Source organism: Alteromonas sp. NFXS44 (assembly GCF_040148705.1).
In the GTDB taxonomy this organism is placed as follows: domain Bacteria; phylum Pseudomonadota; class Gammaproteobacteria; order Enterobacterales; family Alteromonadaceae; genus Alteromonas.
Map to the genome: position 1 here is coordinate 1 of NZ_JAGDEA010000008.1, position 16,152 is coordinate 16,152.

General features: G+C 47.1%; 17 protein-coding genes and 2 tRNA genes. 6 read left to right on the forward strand and 13 right to left on the reverse strand.

Going from position 1 to position 16,152, the window contains the following annotated elements; genetic code table 11:
- Positions 1-34: 34 nt before the first annotated feature.
- Together J3369_RS11035 and J3369_RS11040 are read right to left on the reverse strand one after the other, a co-directional pair.
- Positions 35-126 (reverse strand) — tRNA-Ser (locus J3369_RS11035).
- A gap of 226 nt (positions 127-352) precedes the next feature.
- Positions 353-444, reverse strand: a tRNA-Ser gene (locus J3369_RS11040).
- A 251-nt stretch (positions 445-695) separates the two neighbouring features.
- Here J3369_RS11040 and J3369_RS11045 point away from each other — a divergent pair.
- The 5 genes from J3369_RS11045 to J3369_RS11065 are packed head-to-tail and all read left to right on the forward strand — an operon-like array spanning position 696 to position 2,730.
- Positions 696-1,361, forward strand: coding sequence for a Bax inhibitor-1/YccA family protein (locus J3369_RS11045; protein WP_303574701.1), 666 nt, complete (start codon positions 696-698; stop codon positions 1,359-1,361).
- A gap of 55 nt (positions 1,362-1,416) precedes the next feature.
- On the forward strand, positions 1,417-1,773 hold the full coding sequence (gene tusD, locus J3369_RS11050) for a sulfurtransferase complex subunit TusD (protein ID WP_303574702.1): 357 nt from the start codon (positions 1,417-1,419) through the stop codon (positions 1,771-1,773).
- The gene (locus tag J3369_RS11055) at positions 1,773-2,126 is read left to right on the forward strand and encodes a DsrE family protein (RefSeq protein ID WP_303574703.1); all 354 of its coding nucleotides are present in this window, start codon (positions 1,773-1,775) and stop codon (positions 2,124-2,126) included. The genes tusD and J3369_RS11055 overlap by 1 nt, the downstream gene beginning before the upstream one ends.
- Positions 2,126-2,386 carry a hypothetical protein gene (locus J3369_RS11060; RefSeq protein ID WP_349586724.1) on the forward strand — a complete coding sequence of 87 codons (261 nt, stop codon included), beginning with the start codon at positions 2,126-2,128 and terminating at the stop codon, positions 2,384-2,386. The genes J3369_RS11055 and J3369_RS11060 overlap by 1 nt, the downstream gene beginning before the upstream one ends.
- On the forward strand, positions 2,386-2,730 hold the full coding sequence (locus J3369_RS11065) for a TusE/DsrC/DsvC family sulfur relay protein (RefSeq protein ID WP_303574705.1): 345 nt from the start codon (positions 2,386-2,388) through the stop codon (positions 2,728-2,730). Before J3369_RS11060 ends, J3369_RS11065 begins: the two co-directional genes overlap by 1 nt.
- A 50-nt stretch (positions 2,731-2,780) precedes the next feature.
- Here J3369_RS11065 and serS read toward each other — a convergent pair whose 3' ends face one another.
- The 6 genes from serS to lrp all read right to left on the reverse strand — a co-directional run bounded on the left by serS (position 2,781) and on the right by lrp (position 9,779).
- On the reverse strand, positions 2,781-4,076 hold the full coding sequence (gene serS / locus J3369_RS11070; protein ID WP_349586727.1) for a serine--tRNA ligase: 1,296 nt from the start codon (positions 4,074-4,076) through the stop codon (positions 2,781-2,783).
- 10 nt (positions 4,077-4,086) lie between these two features.
- Positions 4,087-4,470 (reverse strand): fluoride efflux transporter CrcB, encoded by a 384-nt coding sequence (gene crcB, locus J3369_RS11075; RefSeq protein ID WP_349586729.1) that lies wholly within the window; start codon positions 4,468-4,470, stop codon positions 4,087-4,089.
- Positions 4,471-4,472: 2 nt separating this feature from the next.
- The gene (locus J3369_RS11080) at positions 4,473-5,741 is read right to left on the reverse strand and encodes a replication-associated recombination protein A (protein ID WP_349587631.1); all 1,269 of its coding nucleotides are present in this window, start codon (positions 5,739-5,741) and stop codon (positions 4,473-4,475) included.
- Positions 5,742-5,782: 41 nt separating this feature from the next.
- Complete coding sequence (lolA, locus tag J3369_RS11085) at positions 5,783-6,403, reverse strand: outer membrane lipoprotein periplasmic chaperone LolA (RefSeq protein ID WP_349586732.1); 621 nt, start codon at positions 6,401-6,403, stop codon at positions 5,783-5,785.
- A gap of 4 nt (positions 6,404-6,407) precedes the next feature.
- The gene (locus tag J3369_RS11090; protein ID WP_349586734.1) at positions 6,408-9,029 is read right to left on the reverse strand and encodes a DNA translocase FtsK; all 2,622 of its coding nucleotides are present in this window, start codon (positions 9,027-9,029) and stop codon (positions 6,408-6,410) included.
- A 264-nt stretch (positions 9,030-9,293) separates the two neighbouring features.
- Positions 9,294-9,779 carry a leucine-responsive transcriptional regulator Lrp gene (gene lrp / locus J3369_RS11095; protein ID WP_119501423.1) on the reverse strand — a complete coding sequence of 162 codons (486 nt, stop codon included), beginning with the start codon at positions 9,777-9,779 and terminating at the stop codon, positions 9,294-9,296.
- 135 nt (positions 9,780-9,914) lie between these two features.
- On the opposite strand from lrp, the gene ald reads away from it, so the two are divergent.
- On the forward strand, positions 9,915-11,042 hold the full coding sequence (gene ald / locus J3369_RS11100) for an alanine dehydrogenase (protein WP_303574709.1): 1,128 nt from the start codon (positions 9,915-9,917) through the stop codon (positions 11,040-11,042).
- Between the two features lie 65 nt (positions 11,043-11,107).
- Here the strand turns inward: ald and pyrF are convergent, their stop codons facing one another.
- From pyrF to ihfB, 5 genes are all read right to left on the reverse strand, one after another.
- On the reverse strand, positions 11,108-11,800 hold the full coding sequence (gene pyrF / locus J3369_RS11105; RefSeq protein ID WP_303574710.1) for an orotidine-5'-phosphate decarboxylase: 693 nt from the start codon (positions 11,798-11,800) through the stop codon (positions 11,108-11,110).
- Positions 11,801-11,807: 7 nt separating this feature from the next.
- Positions 11,808-12,977, reverse strand: a complete 1,170-nt coding sequence (gene lapB, locus J3369_RS11110) for a lipopolysaccharide assembly protein LapB (protein ID WP_349586738.1) — start codon at positions 12,975-12,977, stop codon at positions 11,808-11,810.
- Positions 12,978-12,980: 3 nt separating this feature from the next.
- On the reverse strand, positions 12,981-13,238 hold the full coding sequence (locus J3369_RS11115) for a lipopolysaccharide assembly protein LapA domain-containing protein (RefSeq protein WP_232373348.1): 258 nt from the start codon (positions 13,236-13,238) through the stop codon (positions 12,981-12,983).
- 80 nt (positions 13,239-13,318) lie between these two features.
- Entirely contained in the window at positions 13,319-15,658 is a 2,340-nt protein-coding gene (locus tag J3369_RS11120; RefSeq protein ID WP_349586741.1) for a PilZ domain-containing protein, read from the reverse strand.
- 163 nt (positions 15,659-15,821) lie between these two features.
- Entirely contained in the window at positions 15,822-16,109 is a 288-nt protein-coding gene (gene ihfB, locus J3369_RS11125) for an integration host factor subunit beta (protein ID WP_119501429.1), read from the reverse strand.
- Positions 16,110-16,152 lie beyond the last annotated feature (43 nt).

The window sequence follows — 16,152 nt, forward strand, 5'->3', positions numbered from 1 at the left end:
GGCCCGCTTAAAATAAGCGGGCCTTTTAGGAATGTGGCGGAGAGAGAGGGATTCGAACCCCCGGAAGGTTTGACCCTTCGCCTGATTTCAAGTCAGGTGCATTCAGCCGGACTCTGCCATCTCTCCGTTAAGTGGTGCGTATCATAATGATTTTATCGTGATTGGAAAGCACTATTTCAAATAAAATCAATCAAGTGCGCAATATGCAAACAATCTGCTCAGAATTTAACATCTCTGTAGCTAAAGCGATTATTTCCTGAACAGGCTGATATCTTTATGTGATTGCAATGGAACAATGACCGCCATTTTAAAGCAAAAAAGCCCGCTTAGATAAGCGGGCTTTTTCTGAATGTGGCGGAGAGAGAGGGATTCGAACCCCCGGAAGGTTTGACCCTTCGCCTGATTTCAAGTCAGGTGCATTCAGCCGGACTCTGCCATCTCTCCGAGAAGTGATGCGTATCTTAATGATATTTTTTTGCCTGTAAAGCGTTAATTTTAAAAAAGCCTTTAACCGGTTAGCTTTTAATCAACGTATTAATAAATAACAGGCAGTTGATGATTAATGGAGCACAGTGACATGTCTGTTTACAGTTTGGGTTTGAAAGCACTTGAAAAATGGAACCAAAACCCATACAAATGACCTAAGATAATGTTACCAGGCTTTTCTGGTGTTTACAGTCCTATTGGAGGAAACAATGGATCAACGTTCGATGTATGCAGGTGCATCTCAACAGTCAGTACTGCAAACAAATAAGGTATTGCGCAATACTTATATGTTGCTGGCTATGACACTGGCATTTAGTGCAGTGTGTGCCGGTATCGCTATGGCGGTTGGCATCTCTCCTATGATGTCGTTAGTCATGACCATCGGTGCGTTTATTACCTTATTCGTGGTTCAGCGTAAGGCTGAATCTGCATCCGGTATCTACTGGGTGTTTGCATTTACCGGTTTGATGGGTGCATCACTGGGTTATACCCTTAACTTTTATTTAGGTGTGGCGGGTCCCGGCCTTATTATGCAGGCATTAGGTGCAACAGCTCTGGTATTCTTTGCATTGTCAGGTTATGCACTTACCACTAAGAAAGATTTCTCTTTCCTTGGCGGATTCCTGCTGGTAGGTCTGGTAGTTGCTGTAGTCGCCGGTATCGCGAATATCTTCTTCATGGTACCTGCGGTATCACTGGCAATCAGTGCTGCTATCGTGTTCATCATGTCAGGTTTCATCTTGTTTGATACCAGCCGTATTGTTAACGGTGGTGAGACAAACTACATCCGTGCAACCGTTTCAATGTACCTGAACATCTATAACCTGTTCACTTCTATCCTGCACTTACTGGGTGCGTTTGGTGGTGATGATTAATTAAAAGGCTTACTGCCTGAGGAAAACACCCCGTAAGGGGTGTTTTTTTATTTCTATGTCCCGTTATTCTGTACTTGTCACATCATCACCCTACGACAACGACGGAGCCTCACGCGCTCTGGCCTTATGCTATCAGTTACTTGCTGACGGTCAGGAAATTGAACAGATATTTTTCTATCAGGCTGGCATTTATAATGCGCTGCCGCAAATGAACCCGCCTAATGACGAAGTGAATCTCTATCAGGCATGGTGTGATCTGAAATTAAAAGCACAAACTTCATTACGGGTTTGCATGACTGCGGGAGACAAGCGGGGTGTAAACGGCACCGGCGAAGAAGAGGCTTTCGAACATACCGGCCTCAGTGATTTTTTCACTTCACTTCATAATTGTGAGCACCTGGTACAATTCTGATGGCACATTTACTTATTCGTTTTACAACCGCCCCCTACTCTGTCAGTCAGGCATCCGACGGGCTGGACTTTGCCATGGCAGCAACAAACTACGGCCACGAAGTATCAATGCTGTTTGAAGGTGACGGCATCTACCAGTTAACAGAGCAGGCCCCGCAACAGCAAGGGGTGAAAAATCACTTTAAAAGGCTTAAAGCGCTGCCATTCTTTGACATTGAAGACTGTTACTACGTGCAGTCCGATTATGCTACCAGAAGAATTAGAGGGCGGGATGTATTAAAAACTGTTAAGGCGTTAACTGATGATGAGGTGCCGGCGCTGATTGAACGGGTTGATCATGTGGTGACGTTCTGATGATAATATTTATTACTACCTCAAAGAGTAATGATGTGCAGCAACGTTATCTCCGGAATGCTGAAAACTTGAACATACCCGTTATTCTTCGGGGAAACGGCGTCTATCAATATGGTGAACTGCAGAGTGGTGACTTTCCGCTTTACGTACTCGCTGACGATGCTGTATGCCGCGGCGTGAACTGTGATGAGAGTGACCTTATCTCACACAGCGAGGTTATTCGTTTTACACAACAATATGGTAAGTGGATAGTACTATAATGGCCGGCAATACAAGCTTTGAATGGCAAGGCAAAGAGATAGAAACTGATAAGAACGGTTACCTGCTGGATTACATGCAGTGGGACGAGAGCATGGTGCCTGTACTGGCGGAGCAGGAAAACATTTCGCTGACAGAAGAACATTGGGAAGTGGTTCGTTTTGTCAGGAATTTTTATCTGGAATATGAAACCAGTCCTGCGGTACGGGCACTGGTTAAAGCAATGGCGGCCGAATACGGTCCGGAAAAAGGTAACAGCCGTTATCTTCAGCGGTTATTTAAAAAAGGGCCGGCCAAACAGGCGACAAAACTGGCGGGATTGCCTAAACCCGCTAAGTGTCTGTAATACAAAAATGGCGTCTGATGAAGACGCCATTTTTGTGTATACCGGTGTGATTAAACCGGTTTAATTTCAGTCACACCACCCATGTAACTTACCAGCGCTTCCGGCACTTTTACGCTGCCATCAGCCTGCTGATAATTTTCAAGAATAGCCACTAAAGTACGGCCTACAGCCAGACCTGAACCATTCAGCGTGTGTAATAATTCAGGTTTATTCGTTTCCGGGTTACGGTAACGGGCCTGCATCCGGCGCGCCTGGAAATCAAGCATGTTAGAACATGAAGAAATTTCCCGGTAAGTATTTTGCGCCGGTAACCAGACTTCCAAATCGTATGTTTTACAGGAACCAAAGCCCATATCACCGGTACACAGCAACATTTTGCGGTAAGGTAAGTTCAGCTTCTGTAAAATCACTTCCGCATGACCGGTCAGTGCTTCCAGCGCATCAAAGGAATCTTCAGGTTTAACCAACTGAACCAGCTCAACTTTATCAAACTGATGCTGACGGATAAGACCCCGGGTATCACGACCGTAAGAACCCGCTTCACTCCGGAAGCAAGGTGTATGGGCAGTCATTTTCACCGGCAGTGATTTGGCATCAAAAATCTCGTCACGTGCCAGGTTAGTCAGCGGAACTTCAGCAGTTGGGATCAGCGATAACCCCTGACCTTCTTCGGTGGCAGGCTGAGTATGGAACAGATCTTCACCGAACTTAGGCAACTGACCGGTACCATACAGGCTGTCATGATTGACCAGATAGGGTACATACATTTCCTGGTAACCGTGTTCTGCAGTATGCACATCCAGCATGAACTGAGCGAGTGCACGGTGCATGCGGGCAATGTGGCCGCGCATCACTACAAACCGGCTGCCGGTCAGTTTAGTGGCGGCTGCAAAGTCCAGTCCCTTGTCCAGAGATTCGGCAACATCCACGTGATCCTTAACGTCAAAATCAAATTCAGCTGGTGTGCCCCACTTACTGATTTCCACATTCTGGTTTTCGTCTTCACCCACCGGCACAGATTCGTGGGGAAGATTCGGGATCCCCTGAGTCAGTGCAGTGATTTCAGCCAGCAATGCATCAAGTTCATTTTTTGCTGCGTCAAGATCGTCGCCCAGCTGGCCAACCTCGGCAAGTAATGGCGCAATGTCCTGGCCCTGCGCTTTTGCTTTACCAATGGACTTACTACGGACATTACGTTCATTCTGTAATTCCTGCGTTTTTGTCTGCAGGGATTTGCGCTTTTCTTCCAGCGCATTAAAAGCGTCTGCATCCAGTGTAAAGCCCCGGTCGGCAAGGCGTTTAGCAGTGTTCTCAATGTCTGCCCGAAGTAACTTTGGATCTAACATGTAATTCTTTTTATCCTTTCATCATTGCTATTGCTGCCCATCCTGCCAGCAGGCACAGGCACACATTTAATAACACATTGGCTATGGCTTTCATTATCAGGCCATTTTCCAGTAATGTCAGTGTTTCGATAGAGAACGTGGAAAAGGTGGTAAAAGCCCCTAAAAGGCCGACACCTATCAGAGCACGATAGGGAGAATCCATCAGTTCATGCCGCTCTATGAATCCGTATAACAGTGCAAGGCTGAACGAGCCTAATACGTTCACCGTCAGTGTACCAAAGGGCACCGCTTTTCCAAACCAGGAATCGATATTAGATGTGACAAAAAAGCGCAGACACGCGCCTATTGCGCCGCCTGCTGCGATATAACAGTACAAGACAATTCCTGTTGGCATGACTATCCCTTTTTATCCGTTGCCTGTTGATTCAGTGTGTCGAGAAAATCCCGTTTTGCTTTGAGTTTTTGTTCCAGTCCGCGTTCTGTGGGCTCATAGAAACGGGTACCGGCAATCTCTGGCGGCAGATACACCTCGCCCGCTGCAAAAGCATGGGGCTCGTTATGCGCATACCGGTATTCGTCGCCGTGACCGAGCTCTTTAAGCAGTGCCGTCGGGGCGTTTCTCAAATGCACCGGAACGGGATAATCCGGCGCTTTAGCTGCCATCTGTTTTGCCTGACTGAAGGCCATATAAACGGCATTACTTTTTGGCGCAAGTGCACAATATACTGCCGCTTGGGCAATGGCCCTTTCCCCTTCTGCCGGACCGACACGATGATAACAATCCCAGGCGTTCACACTCAATTGCATGGCTCTGGGATCAGCGTTGCCAATGTCTTCAGACGCGATGGCCAGCAGACGTCTGGCTACGTACAGTGCATCACCGCCGCCGTTCAGTATTCTCGCATACCAATAAAGCGCCGCGTCAGGATCTGAGCCACGCACTGACTTATGAAAAGCGGAAATTAAATCGTAAAACGTATCGCCACGTTTGTCATAGGCAGCCACTTTTTCGCCGGTTGCCTGCTCAACATCGCTGAGTGTGATGACGTCGCCCTCAGCGAAATCCCCGGCCAGTTCAAGATAAGTCAGTAATCTGCGGGCATCACCGGCACACAAGCCAAGAAGCGCCTTTCTGGCATCATCTTTCAGCTCAAAACCGCGTTTGCCGAGCCCTTTATCTTTATCTGATAACGCCCTGTTCAGCACCCCGTTAAGCGCATTGTCGTCCAGCGACTGCAACACATAAACCCTGACCCGTGACAGCAATGCATTATTCAGCTCAAAAGAGGGGTTTTCTGTGGTGGCACCGATAAATGTAACCGTACCGGATTCCACAAAGGGTAGGAATGCATCCTGCTGACTTTTATTAAACCGGTGAACCTCATCAACAAACAATAATGTACGCTGACCATGACGCTGATCTATTTCAGCCTGCTCCATCGCAGCCCGGACGTCTTTTACACCGGCGGTGACTGCTGACAGACGCACTACCTTTGCCTGTGTATACGCAGCAATCATTTCTGCCAGTGTGGTTTTGCCTGTACCGGGAGGTCCCCACAAAATCATTGAATGGCAATGACCGGCTTCCAGCATTTTTCTTAAGGGCTTCCCTTCGCCCAGTAAATGGGTCTGACCGGCATAATCATCGATGCCGGCCGGCCGCATACGGGCAGCCAGCGGGGCGTAGTCGTCTTGCGAAAACAAACTCACCGCTGATCGTCTACCATAAATTGATCAGAAATATCTGCCTGAAATGTATCGGCTGCCATAGGAAAGCGGCTACTGCTTTGAGAAAACAGAATGGTGCTGGTTTGTTCCTGTGCATCCAGTGTAGACAAACCTGTAAGGCTGTTGTCGTCAAACAACAGAGTCAGTTCACGGATCTGACCTTCACCGTTTTTAGGGGTAACGATATATTCAGATGCATTGTCGTCAGCAGCGCGGATAACGAATTTCGACCAGACAGTATCATCATCAGAGGTTAGTAACATAAACGGGTTATCATTTACCTGACCTTTCTGATCCATCACGGTAACCTGCATGGCAAAGGGGTCGATATTCCAGACCGTTTCGCCATCAGCAATAAGCACGTTGTCATCCGGTGCGTAAGTTTCCCAGCGCAGCTTGTCCGGACGGGCCAACACTACCTCGCCTTTGGTTTCGTGAACAATATTATTACCGCTATCAGTGATAACCTGCGCATACTGCGCTTTGAACTGATTAATGCCGGACAACAAAGATTTTAACTTCGCTCCGGCGGCGTCATCCGCCTGCGCGGAAAATGCGAAAATACCGGATAAAACGATGGCGTAAATAAAACGGTTCAATGTACTACTCCTTGGGTACAGGGGGCGCAAGCACTTCCCTGTTACCGTTATGACCTGGTGAAGATACGACACCGTTTGCTTCCATTTGTTCTACCAGTCTGGCCGCACGATTGTAACCAATTCTGAATTTACGCTGCACGGAAGACACACTGGCCCGCCGCGTTTCAGTTACAAATGCCACGGCCTCATCGAAGAAGGCATCATATTCCTCGTCACCATTTTCTGCTGCTTCTCCCGGCAGTAAAACTTCTGCAGTGGCTTCACCGTTAAGAATTTCATCAATGTAATCAGGCTTGCCCCGTTTCTGCCAGTCACTGACTACCGCATGCACTTCATGGTCATCCACAAAGGCACCGTGTACACGCGTCGGTACCGGGCTGCCGGGCGGTAAATACAGCATATCACCCATACCAAGCAGCGCTTCTGCGCCCTGTTGATCCAATATTGTTCTGGAATCGATTTTACTGGATACCTGGAAAGCGATACGGGTGGGTATGTTGGCTTTGATCAGACCGGTGATAACATCTACAGACGGGCGCTGCGTGGCCAGAATAAGATGGATACCGGCGGCACGGGCCTTTTGCGCGATCCGTGCTATCAATTCTTCTACTTTCTTACCCACAATCATCATCATGTCGGCAAATTCGTCAACAACCACAACGATGGCCGGTAATTTCTGTAAGTCCGGCGCTTCTTCTTCCATGCTGTCTTCAGTGCGCCACAACGGATCTTTAATCGGTTCGCCGTCTTCGATGGCCTGTAACACCTTGGCATTGTAGCCCTTCAGGTTTCTGACCCCGAGAGCAGACATTAATTTATAGCGGCGTTCCATTTCACCTACACACCAACGCAGCGCGTTAGCGGCTTCTTTCATATCGGTGACCACTTCTGCCAGCAAATGAGGGATCCCTTCATATACTGAAAGTTCCAGCATTTTCGGGTCGATCATGATCATGCGCACATCTTCCGGCCTGGACTTATAAAGCAAGCTCAAAATCATGACATTCACCCCAACAGATTTACCGGCTCCGGTTGTACCGGCGACCAGTAAGTGAGGCATTTTCGCAAGATCAACCACTACCGGTTTACCGCTGATATCCGCTCCTAACACCATGGTCAGAGCAGACTTATTACTCTGGAAGGCGTCACAGGAGATCACTTCGCTCAGACGAACCATTTCACGTTTTTTGTTAGGCAGCTCAAGACCTATCACAGACTTACCGGGAATAACTTCCACAACACGCACTGACATTGCAGACATTGCACGGGCTAAATCTTTTGACAGACCGGTAATTTTGCTTACCTTCACGCCGGGCGCCAGATCAAGCTCGAAACGGGTGATAACAGGACCGGGATAGACGCCTACCACACTGGCTTCAATGTTAAAATCTGCCAGTTTGTCCTCCACCAGACGGGACACCATATCCATCTCTTCCTGAGTGATAGGGTTTTCTTTACGGTCGGGGCGTTCCAGCAAGTCGAAGGATGGCATTGGGCCTAATGCCGCAATTTCGGCCTTCTCAGCCTCTTTTGCAGCCACCGCTTCAGCCAGAGTTGTCGGCGCTTTTTGTTTTGCAGCGGGTTGTGACGGCGGCTTCGCAGCCACAGGCTGTTCTGTAACCGTTGAAGCTTCAATGCTTTGTGGTTCGTCATCAGTATCATCAGATGTATCATCCGTACTGAAAACCGGTTCAGATTTTTCAGCCGGAGCCGTATCTTTGTCTTTAGACGGCATCACTTTTTCTTTAAAACTACTGAAAGAGAACCCGGACTTCTTGTCCGCTTCGATGGTTACCGGTTCATCAACGTCAAAAGGTGGTTCATCATCGTCATTGGCGAATACTTCATCAGGAATACCAAATGAAGGCTCGTCCCGCTGACTCCCTGACCAGGGAGAAGACGTTGTTTTATCACTCTTGCGCGGTGCATCTTCAGGTGGTGGCGCAGCTCTCAGTGTCGTTACCTCTACCGTATCGCCACTCCCCTGCCCTGCAGATTTTTCTGAAGATAAAGCCAGCTTTGGCATATCAAGACCGATAAGCTGTTGCGGGAGCGAAATAGTTTTTCGGCCGAACCAGATGGTTGCACTGCCCATACTGTCGATAATATCCAGCCAGCTGATACCCGTAAGTAATGTAAAACCGGTGCAGGAAAAACAGAGCAACAACAGAATTGTGCCGGCGGTATTAAAATAAGGAATGAGTGCAGAACTGATTACATCACCGACAAAACCGCCTGCGGAAAAATTATACAAATCGTTAAAATTGATACTTGCGATGCCGGTAACACCCAGCGCAATCAGTAATCCGCCGATGATTCTCAGGCCGATAGTCAGATAATCAAATTCATCGAGATCTTTGACGTGCTGAAATAAGAACCAGCCAATAAAGGCAAAGCAAAACGGTAAAAGATAGGCCAGCCATCCAAAACTGAAAAGTAATAAGTCTGCGACCCAGGCGCCTGTTGCCCCCACCCAGTTATGCACATCAAGTTGCAAGCCTGCCTGACTCCACCCGGGATCGCCGGGATGAAAAGAAGCCAGTGCCAGTAAAATAAAGAATGCGAAAACACAGGCGACCATCATGCCTGCTTCAAGTAATCGCTGGATACCTGTTAAACGCGCCATAAACCCTTAATCATCTTTATCCGTCACCGTAAGTGCAGAAGCCTTTCCATGCACACAGAAAACAACGGTGAGTTGTTTTAACACACTTTTATTATTTTAATATTTCTTCAGCCGTGATGAATACTGGCTGAACAGCGACTGAAACTACAGTAACTGTAATATTACAGACTACCACAAAGGGAAAAAGGATACCTAGTTTAATATACAGTGGTTTTAACCGTTTCCATCCTTCTGCAGCACTGGCAACCACGCCACTTTTAACCGTCATTTCATATTGATGCGTACTGCCGTGGTACTTTTTACTTCTTCCATCACCACATAGGTTCTCGATTCACTCACACCGGGTAAACGGAGTAAGGTATCTCCCAGTAATTTCCGGTAACTGGACATATCCGCTACTCTTGCCTTAAGCAGAAAATCGAAATCTCCGGACACGAGGTGACATTCCTGAATATCTTCCTGATCCTGCACTGCAGCAGAAAATTCTGCGAAGATATCCACCGATGTTTTCGTTAAAGTGATTTCAACGAAAACCAGCATGGCTGCGCCCAGTTTCTCGGGATCAAGTGTAGCATGATATCCGGTAACATAACCCTGAGCCTCAAGGCGCTTGACTCTTTCAAGACAGGGACTGGGACTCAGTCCCACTGCTTTAGCCAATTCAACATTCGATATCCGCCCGTCTTTTTGCAGTTGTGTGAGGATATTTCTGTCTATCCGGTCAAGGTGTTTTGGTGTTTTTACCAGCATATTAAATTCTGCACTTTCTTGATTTTACAAAATATAGCACGGCATCCTGAAAATCTTCAGCACATACTTCGTTTTTTTCTCACGTATACTTCCGCCATCTGAAACAAACAAAAAACAACAATTATTGAGGGTTCTATGTTAGTTGGTGTACCAAAAGAGATTAAAAACCATGAATACCGCGTTGGTCTGACGCCTGCAGCAGTTAAAGAATTTGTTACCCATGGTCACGATGTGGTTGTGGAAACTCATGCAGGTACTGCTATTGGCTTCACCGACGACATGTATGTGTCTGCAGGTGCCCGCATCTCACAGACGGCTGAGCAGATTTTTGCTGAAGCGGACATGATTGTTAAAGTAAAAGAGCCTCAGCCCAATGAATGCAAAATGCTGAGAAAGGGTCAGACACTGTACACGTATCTGCACCTTGCTCCGGACCCTGTTCAGACTGAATTGCTTATCGCATCAGGCGCCACTTGTATTGCCTATGAAACGGTAACAGACGACCGTGGTGGCTTACCTCTGCTGGCACCGATGAGCGAAGTTGCCGGACGCATGTCAGTTCAGGCCGGCGCACACTACCTTGAAAAAGCGCACGGCGGAAGCGGTACTCTGCTTGGTGGCGTACCGGGTGTAGCACCGGGTAAAGTACTGGTAATTGGTGGCGGTGTTGTAGGTATCAACGCGGCTAAAATGGCTGTAGGTATGGGTGCTGATGTAACTATTCTGGATCGCTCTCTGCCACGCCTCCGTCAGATTGATGATATCTTCAACGGTCAGGTTAAAACAGTATTTTCAACGGTAGATGCCATTGAACAATATTCATCAAAAGCAGATCTGGTTGTCGGTGCGGTCCTTATTCCCGGTGCAGCAGCGCCAAAACTGCTGAACGAAGACCATATTAAAGCGATGAAACCAGGTTCAGTTGTGGTGGATGTGGCCATTGACCAGGGCGGTTGTTTTGCTACTTCAAAAGCGACAACTCACCAGGATCCGGTTTACATTATTGATGACGTGGTTCACTACTGTGTTGCTAATATGCCGGGCGGTGTTGCACGCACCTCTACCATGGCACTGAACAATGCGACATTACCATTTGGTCTGGCGCTCGCTAATAAAGGCCCGAAACAGGCTATGCTTGATGACAAACACCTGCTGAACGGTCTTAACGTTCACGAAGGTAAAGTAACGTATAAAGCAGTAGTCGATGCACTTGGCGAAAAACTGGGTCTGACGTATACACCAGCTGAAAAAGCGCTGAAGTAATCAGTAAAGATAATAAAAAGCCCCGTTCTGTTCATACAGGACGGGGCTTTTTTATATAACTTACCTCACAGAGAGGCATTAACTTCTTTGAGGACATTGAGCGGATCAGCAGCCTGCGTAATGGGGCGCCCCATTACCAGATAGCTGACGCCGGCGTTCATCGCATCAACCGGTGTCATCACACGCTTCTGATCTCCAACGTCACTGCCTGCCGGACGAATACCCGGTGTTACCAGCAAGAATGGCGCCTTCATGGTTTTACGAAGCAATACCGCTTCCTGCGCTGAACACACAACACCGTCCAGACCAGATTCAAAAGTCAGTGCAGCCAGCTTCTCTACCTGTTGCGCCGGCGTCACACCGGGAACAACCCGTTGTAACTGAGCTTCGTCCATGCTGGTCAGCACGGTAACGGCAATCAGCTTTGTTTCGGGATGTGAACTGGACTCAATAGCCAGTTTCGCTGCCTTCATCATTTCTGCGCCGCCGGAAGCATGAACGTTCACCATCCACACACCCAGCTCAGCTGCCGCTTTACAGGCTTTCGCTACGGTATTGGGTATATCGTGAAACTTGAGGTCGAGAAAAATATCAAACCCCATATTAACCAGTGTCTTAACAAACTCAGGCCCGAACAGGGTGAACATTTCTTTTCCGACTTTCAGGCGGCATATTGCAGGGTCTAGCTGCGAAACAAACGCCAGAGCGGTGTCTTTGTTATCGTAATCCAGGGCAACAATGACTTTAGGATCTTGCATGAGGAATTTATTCTCCGTCTAAGCCTTTAATGGGTTTAACAACATTCCATTTTTTACAGGATGGACATAGCCAGTACAGTTTTCTTCCGGAAAACCCGCAACTGGTACAACGGTATTTCGGACGCTGGTTCATTTGCTCTTCAACAAGTCCTTTCAGTAACCGCAGACTGTTTGCAGATGCTTCATCGTTAAGCTGGTCAATGTACAAGCCCATAAGCGTCTTAAAGCCTTTCATGGTCGGGCGTTTACGCAATTGTTCGAGCAGGTAATCGGCAGCTTCCGTGGTTTTTCCCTGATGAATTTTTATATCTACCATGGCGAGATACGATGTGGCGCACTCCTGCCAGTGGGAAGACAAAGCTTCTTCAAAGCCGTCCCAGTCTCCGGTTTCCTGTGCAATTGCTTCAAGTGCGGGGACCGCTTCACTGAACCAGTTAAGGTCGTGCTCTGCCACCTGTACAAAATACGCTTTCGCATCACCGAAGCGCTTCTGGTCAAAAGCAATATGGCCAAGCATTAACCACGGGCGGACAGCATGCTCATCGGCATTAACCGCTTTTTGCAACAGAATAAGTGCTTCACCCTGCTGTCCGTTATCCTGCTCCAGTTGGGCCTGTTCACAATAAAAATGAGCCAGACGCTCGCTAACATCATCACTGTCACCATGACATTCAACCATCTTTTCAGCCAGTTCGATGGCCCGTTCCCACTCTTTCGTGGTTTGATAGATGCTGAACAACTGTTGCTGGGCAACGAGATAATGCCTGTCACTGTTCATCAATTGCAAATAGGCACCTTCAGCCCGCTCCAGAAACCCTGCCTGCATATAATCGCGCCCGAGTTCTTTTAAGGCGTTTTCCTGCTGGTTAGATTGAATTTCCTCTCTGGAAACCAGGTTCTGGTGGATCTTGATAGCGCGGTCAATTTCTCCCCGGTGGCGGAAGAAATTCCCCATGGCAATATGGGTTTCCACCGTATCACTGTTCAGATTAATCATCTTAATAAGTGTATCAACGGCTTTATCAGGTTGGTCGCTTAACAGGAAGTTAAGGCCGCGGTAATAGTGCCTGGACAGAATACTCGATTGTTTCCGTTGTGCCTGACGCACACTGTTACGGCCCATTATCCAGCCGTACCCGGCTGCCACAGGCAAAAGTAGAAACAACAGTTCGAGCATAAATTATTCTTTGATGGCTTTGCGTAAACGACTGCGGGTTGCAACCAGCTGCACGCGCAGACTTAACCAGCTCAACAACATGATGAGCAATCCGATGATAATACCGATACAGAGCGTAACAGCAATCAACGTAGACATGCGTATTTCTGCCTGTGCAATCAGGTAATTTACTGTCACTGAGGCATCATTCTGCGACCCGATAGCAAATGCCAGTACGAGGAGAAACACAATAACAAGTAAGGTAACTATTCCTTTCAACACAAAGACCTTTGTTCTTTAACTCTCTGAGAGGATAGCAAATTGTGTGAAAACATGACATCAGAATCAGCAAAAAAGCCTTATCAGGCTGATTCGGCCTGGCTGGCCTTTGCTGTTTGTGGTTTTACCGGCCTGAGCCGGGCTCTCAGCACCGCCTGTTGAAGGACAGACTCACTGGTGAGATATAGCACATGAGAATACGATGATTGCATGACATTAAAACGGTCATACATGGGTTTATCAATGCGCGATAGTTGTGCCAGACGCTTTTTCGTCATTGGTGATGACTCTGACTGACAACGGACAACATCAATTTTGGTTACGCATAACTCAACTTTATCTTCCTGAATATGGTTATGCACATGCTTACGCATTGTTCCGTATAAGAAATCCGTTTCCGGAAGGTAAACAAGTTTGTTGTCTGACTTACGTACACAATGGACAACCGATACACCGGTAACAGCACCATGAAACATATCAACCAGCAATTTCGACTTCGGTTTTTGCGCATCTTTGTCGGCAAAGAAACCATGCATCGGGACCACATTTTCAATGGATGAAAACGGGTAAAGATCATCACAGGCCGGGGTCTGATAAACCGTCTTTAACCGGTTAAGTAAATAACGGTTAGTAATACACAAAATACTCGCTGACGGATGATGTCGCACCGCGAGTTCCCATAAGAACCGGTGAGTATTACGGTGTAAAAGATTGGTGTCTTTGTTTTTGAACCAGGCATAATTTTTATGCACAAATTGCAAAATGCCCGCCGCAATCGCATCCCGTTTTGAAGGCAATCGCAGTCTTACCTCTCTGGTCGCAGCAGAATATCCCACGATGTCATATTTCTGATTTTTAATCTTCAGCTCGGGGACGGAAACTTTAATTTCTTTTTCCGGCTTACTGAATGGCTCAGACAAAACTATACGCATGCCCCTGGAAGAAATGTCTTTCACCAGCACGGGACTTGAACTCAGCAAGCCACTTTTTACCGCCCCTTCTTTATCGATAATATACCGTGCCTCGCTTCTGCGGTTCATGTCTTCATCAAATACCAGACTGAAGGGGTATTGGGCAGTATCTTCAAGTAATTCTTCAGGAATCGCCGGCATCGGACGTCTTTCCGTTACGACAAGACCATACAGTGAGGCGGACACATTCTTACAAAAAAGAATATGAGAAATGGCGTCGAGTTCTTCGTAATCAGTCTGGATGAGGTCGTGAATGGCATAAGCCTTTTGCCTGTCATCGCGGGCGACTTCTGACAAGCGGCATTGCAGACAACACAAACTTTCGTTTTTATTGAGCAAGTGAATGACCGGTGCCAGTAACCCGGCTGATTCAAGCTCTCTTAACGTGGCCAGAATTCTGAACTCGCCCTTTTTCGTTTCAATAACGCCTGAAACAACAAAGGTTTCTTTGTATTTAAACAATTCTTTTAATATACGCGGAAACAGCTTCATGCTGGTTAACTGACGGATATTGGCAATACCCCCTGAATTTGATTCATTCACAGCGGTGAACAGAGCTGACAGTGGTTTAACGCCGTTATCAACCTTTTGAATAAACAAAGGTACCCAGGGGCTGTTATCAAGAACCCTGTCCCTTTCAAGGTCCTGCATGGCTCTTTCACTTTCCAGTTCCCGCTGTAAAGGCTGCTGGAAAGATGCCATATCGATATATTTCTGCAGGATTTTCGCTAAACGGGGATCGGTAGAAGGATGGAGCCTGAATTGTGTTTCGTATTTTTCAGTTTGCTTATTAAATTTGATGCCGCTGACAACGTATTTGATTGCCATGCCTTTGGGCAACCCGGGCACTTCCGGAAACTGAAAGTTAAACACTTCTTTTGCTGAGACTTTTGGGGGCCGCTTACTTTCCAGCGACATTGACTTATAACCCAAAGAAGAAATAGTACAGGTTTTGCCCTTTTCGAACTCCAGAGACGATACAGGAAAATTGGGGGCGATAGCTAAATCATTACCAAAATGAATATCATCAAGAGACTGGGTTTCTACCGTAAATGCATCAACAATCTTTTTATAGTTTTCTTTCTTTAAATGGGCCTGATAGAAATCAGAATTCGTGATGGTTTCAAACACACCAACAGTGTATCTGTCCTGATAGAGCTGGGATTCAGTTTGCAGAATTCGTGCGCCAACTTTATCCAGACGCATCTCAATACCGAAATGAGAAAATTTGAAAACAGGGAATTCTGCGAAGGCGGAGTTATCAGCGGGTGCATCAGTGATGCACGTAAGCCTCATGACTTCGTCCTTGATGATTTTCCTGACATTGCCGGGCACCCTGCCCGTGAACTTATTTAACCCTTCAAGCAAGCGGTTATCCTGCTCGTAAGGGATCAAAGCCCGTATCAATGGTTGATATTGTTTTATTATTTGTTGTTCTGTCGAGGCTGACATTATCTCAGCACTTAGTATTAGTTAGCGCTTCACTAATATATAGGATATGTAAAGATGGTCAAGAATTAATCTCAGTGATTGGACTTCTTAGGTATTATGGTCTATAGGGTGAAAAAGCGGTAAATGCGGGCAGAAAAAAAGCCGCTGATGCGGCTTTTTAAAATTAGTTTACGGCGCTGTCTACCCTTTCCCGTAATTCTTTACCGGGCTTAAAGTGAGGGACGTATTTACCGTCCAGCTTCACAGTATCACCTGTCTTGGGATTACGCCCGACACGTGGTGCACGGTAGTGAAGAGAAAAGCTACCAAAACCCCGGATTTCAATACGTTCACCCTTTTGAAGGGTTTGCGCCATTTGTTCCAGGATTTCCTTTATCGCCAGCTCAAGATCTTTTGCCGGGATATGTCGCGCCTGATCCGCGAGCCGTTCAATTAGTTCCGACTTGGTCATTTAAAACCTCTCTCGTAAAAACGTTATTTTACAGCTACTACGG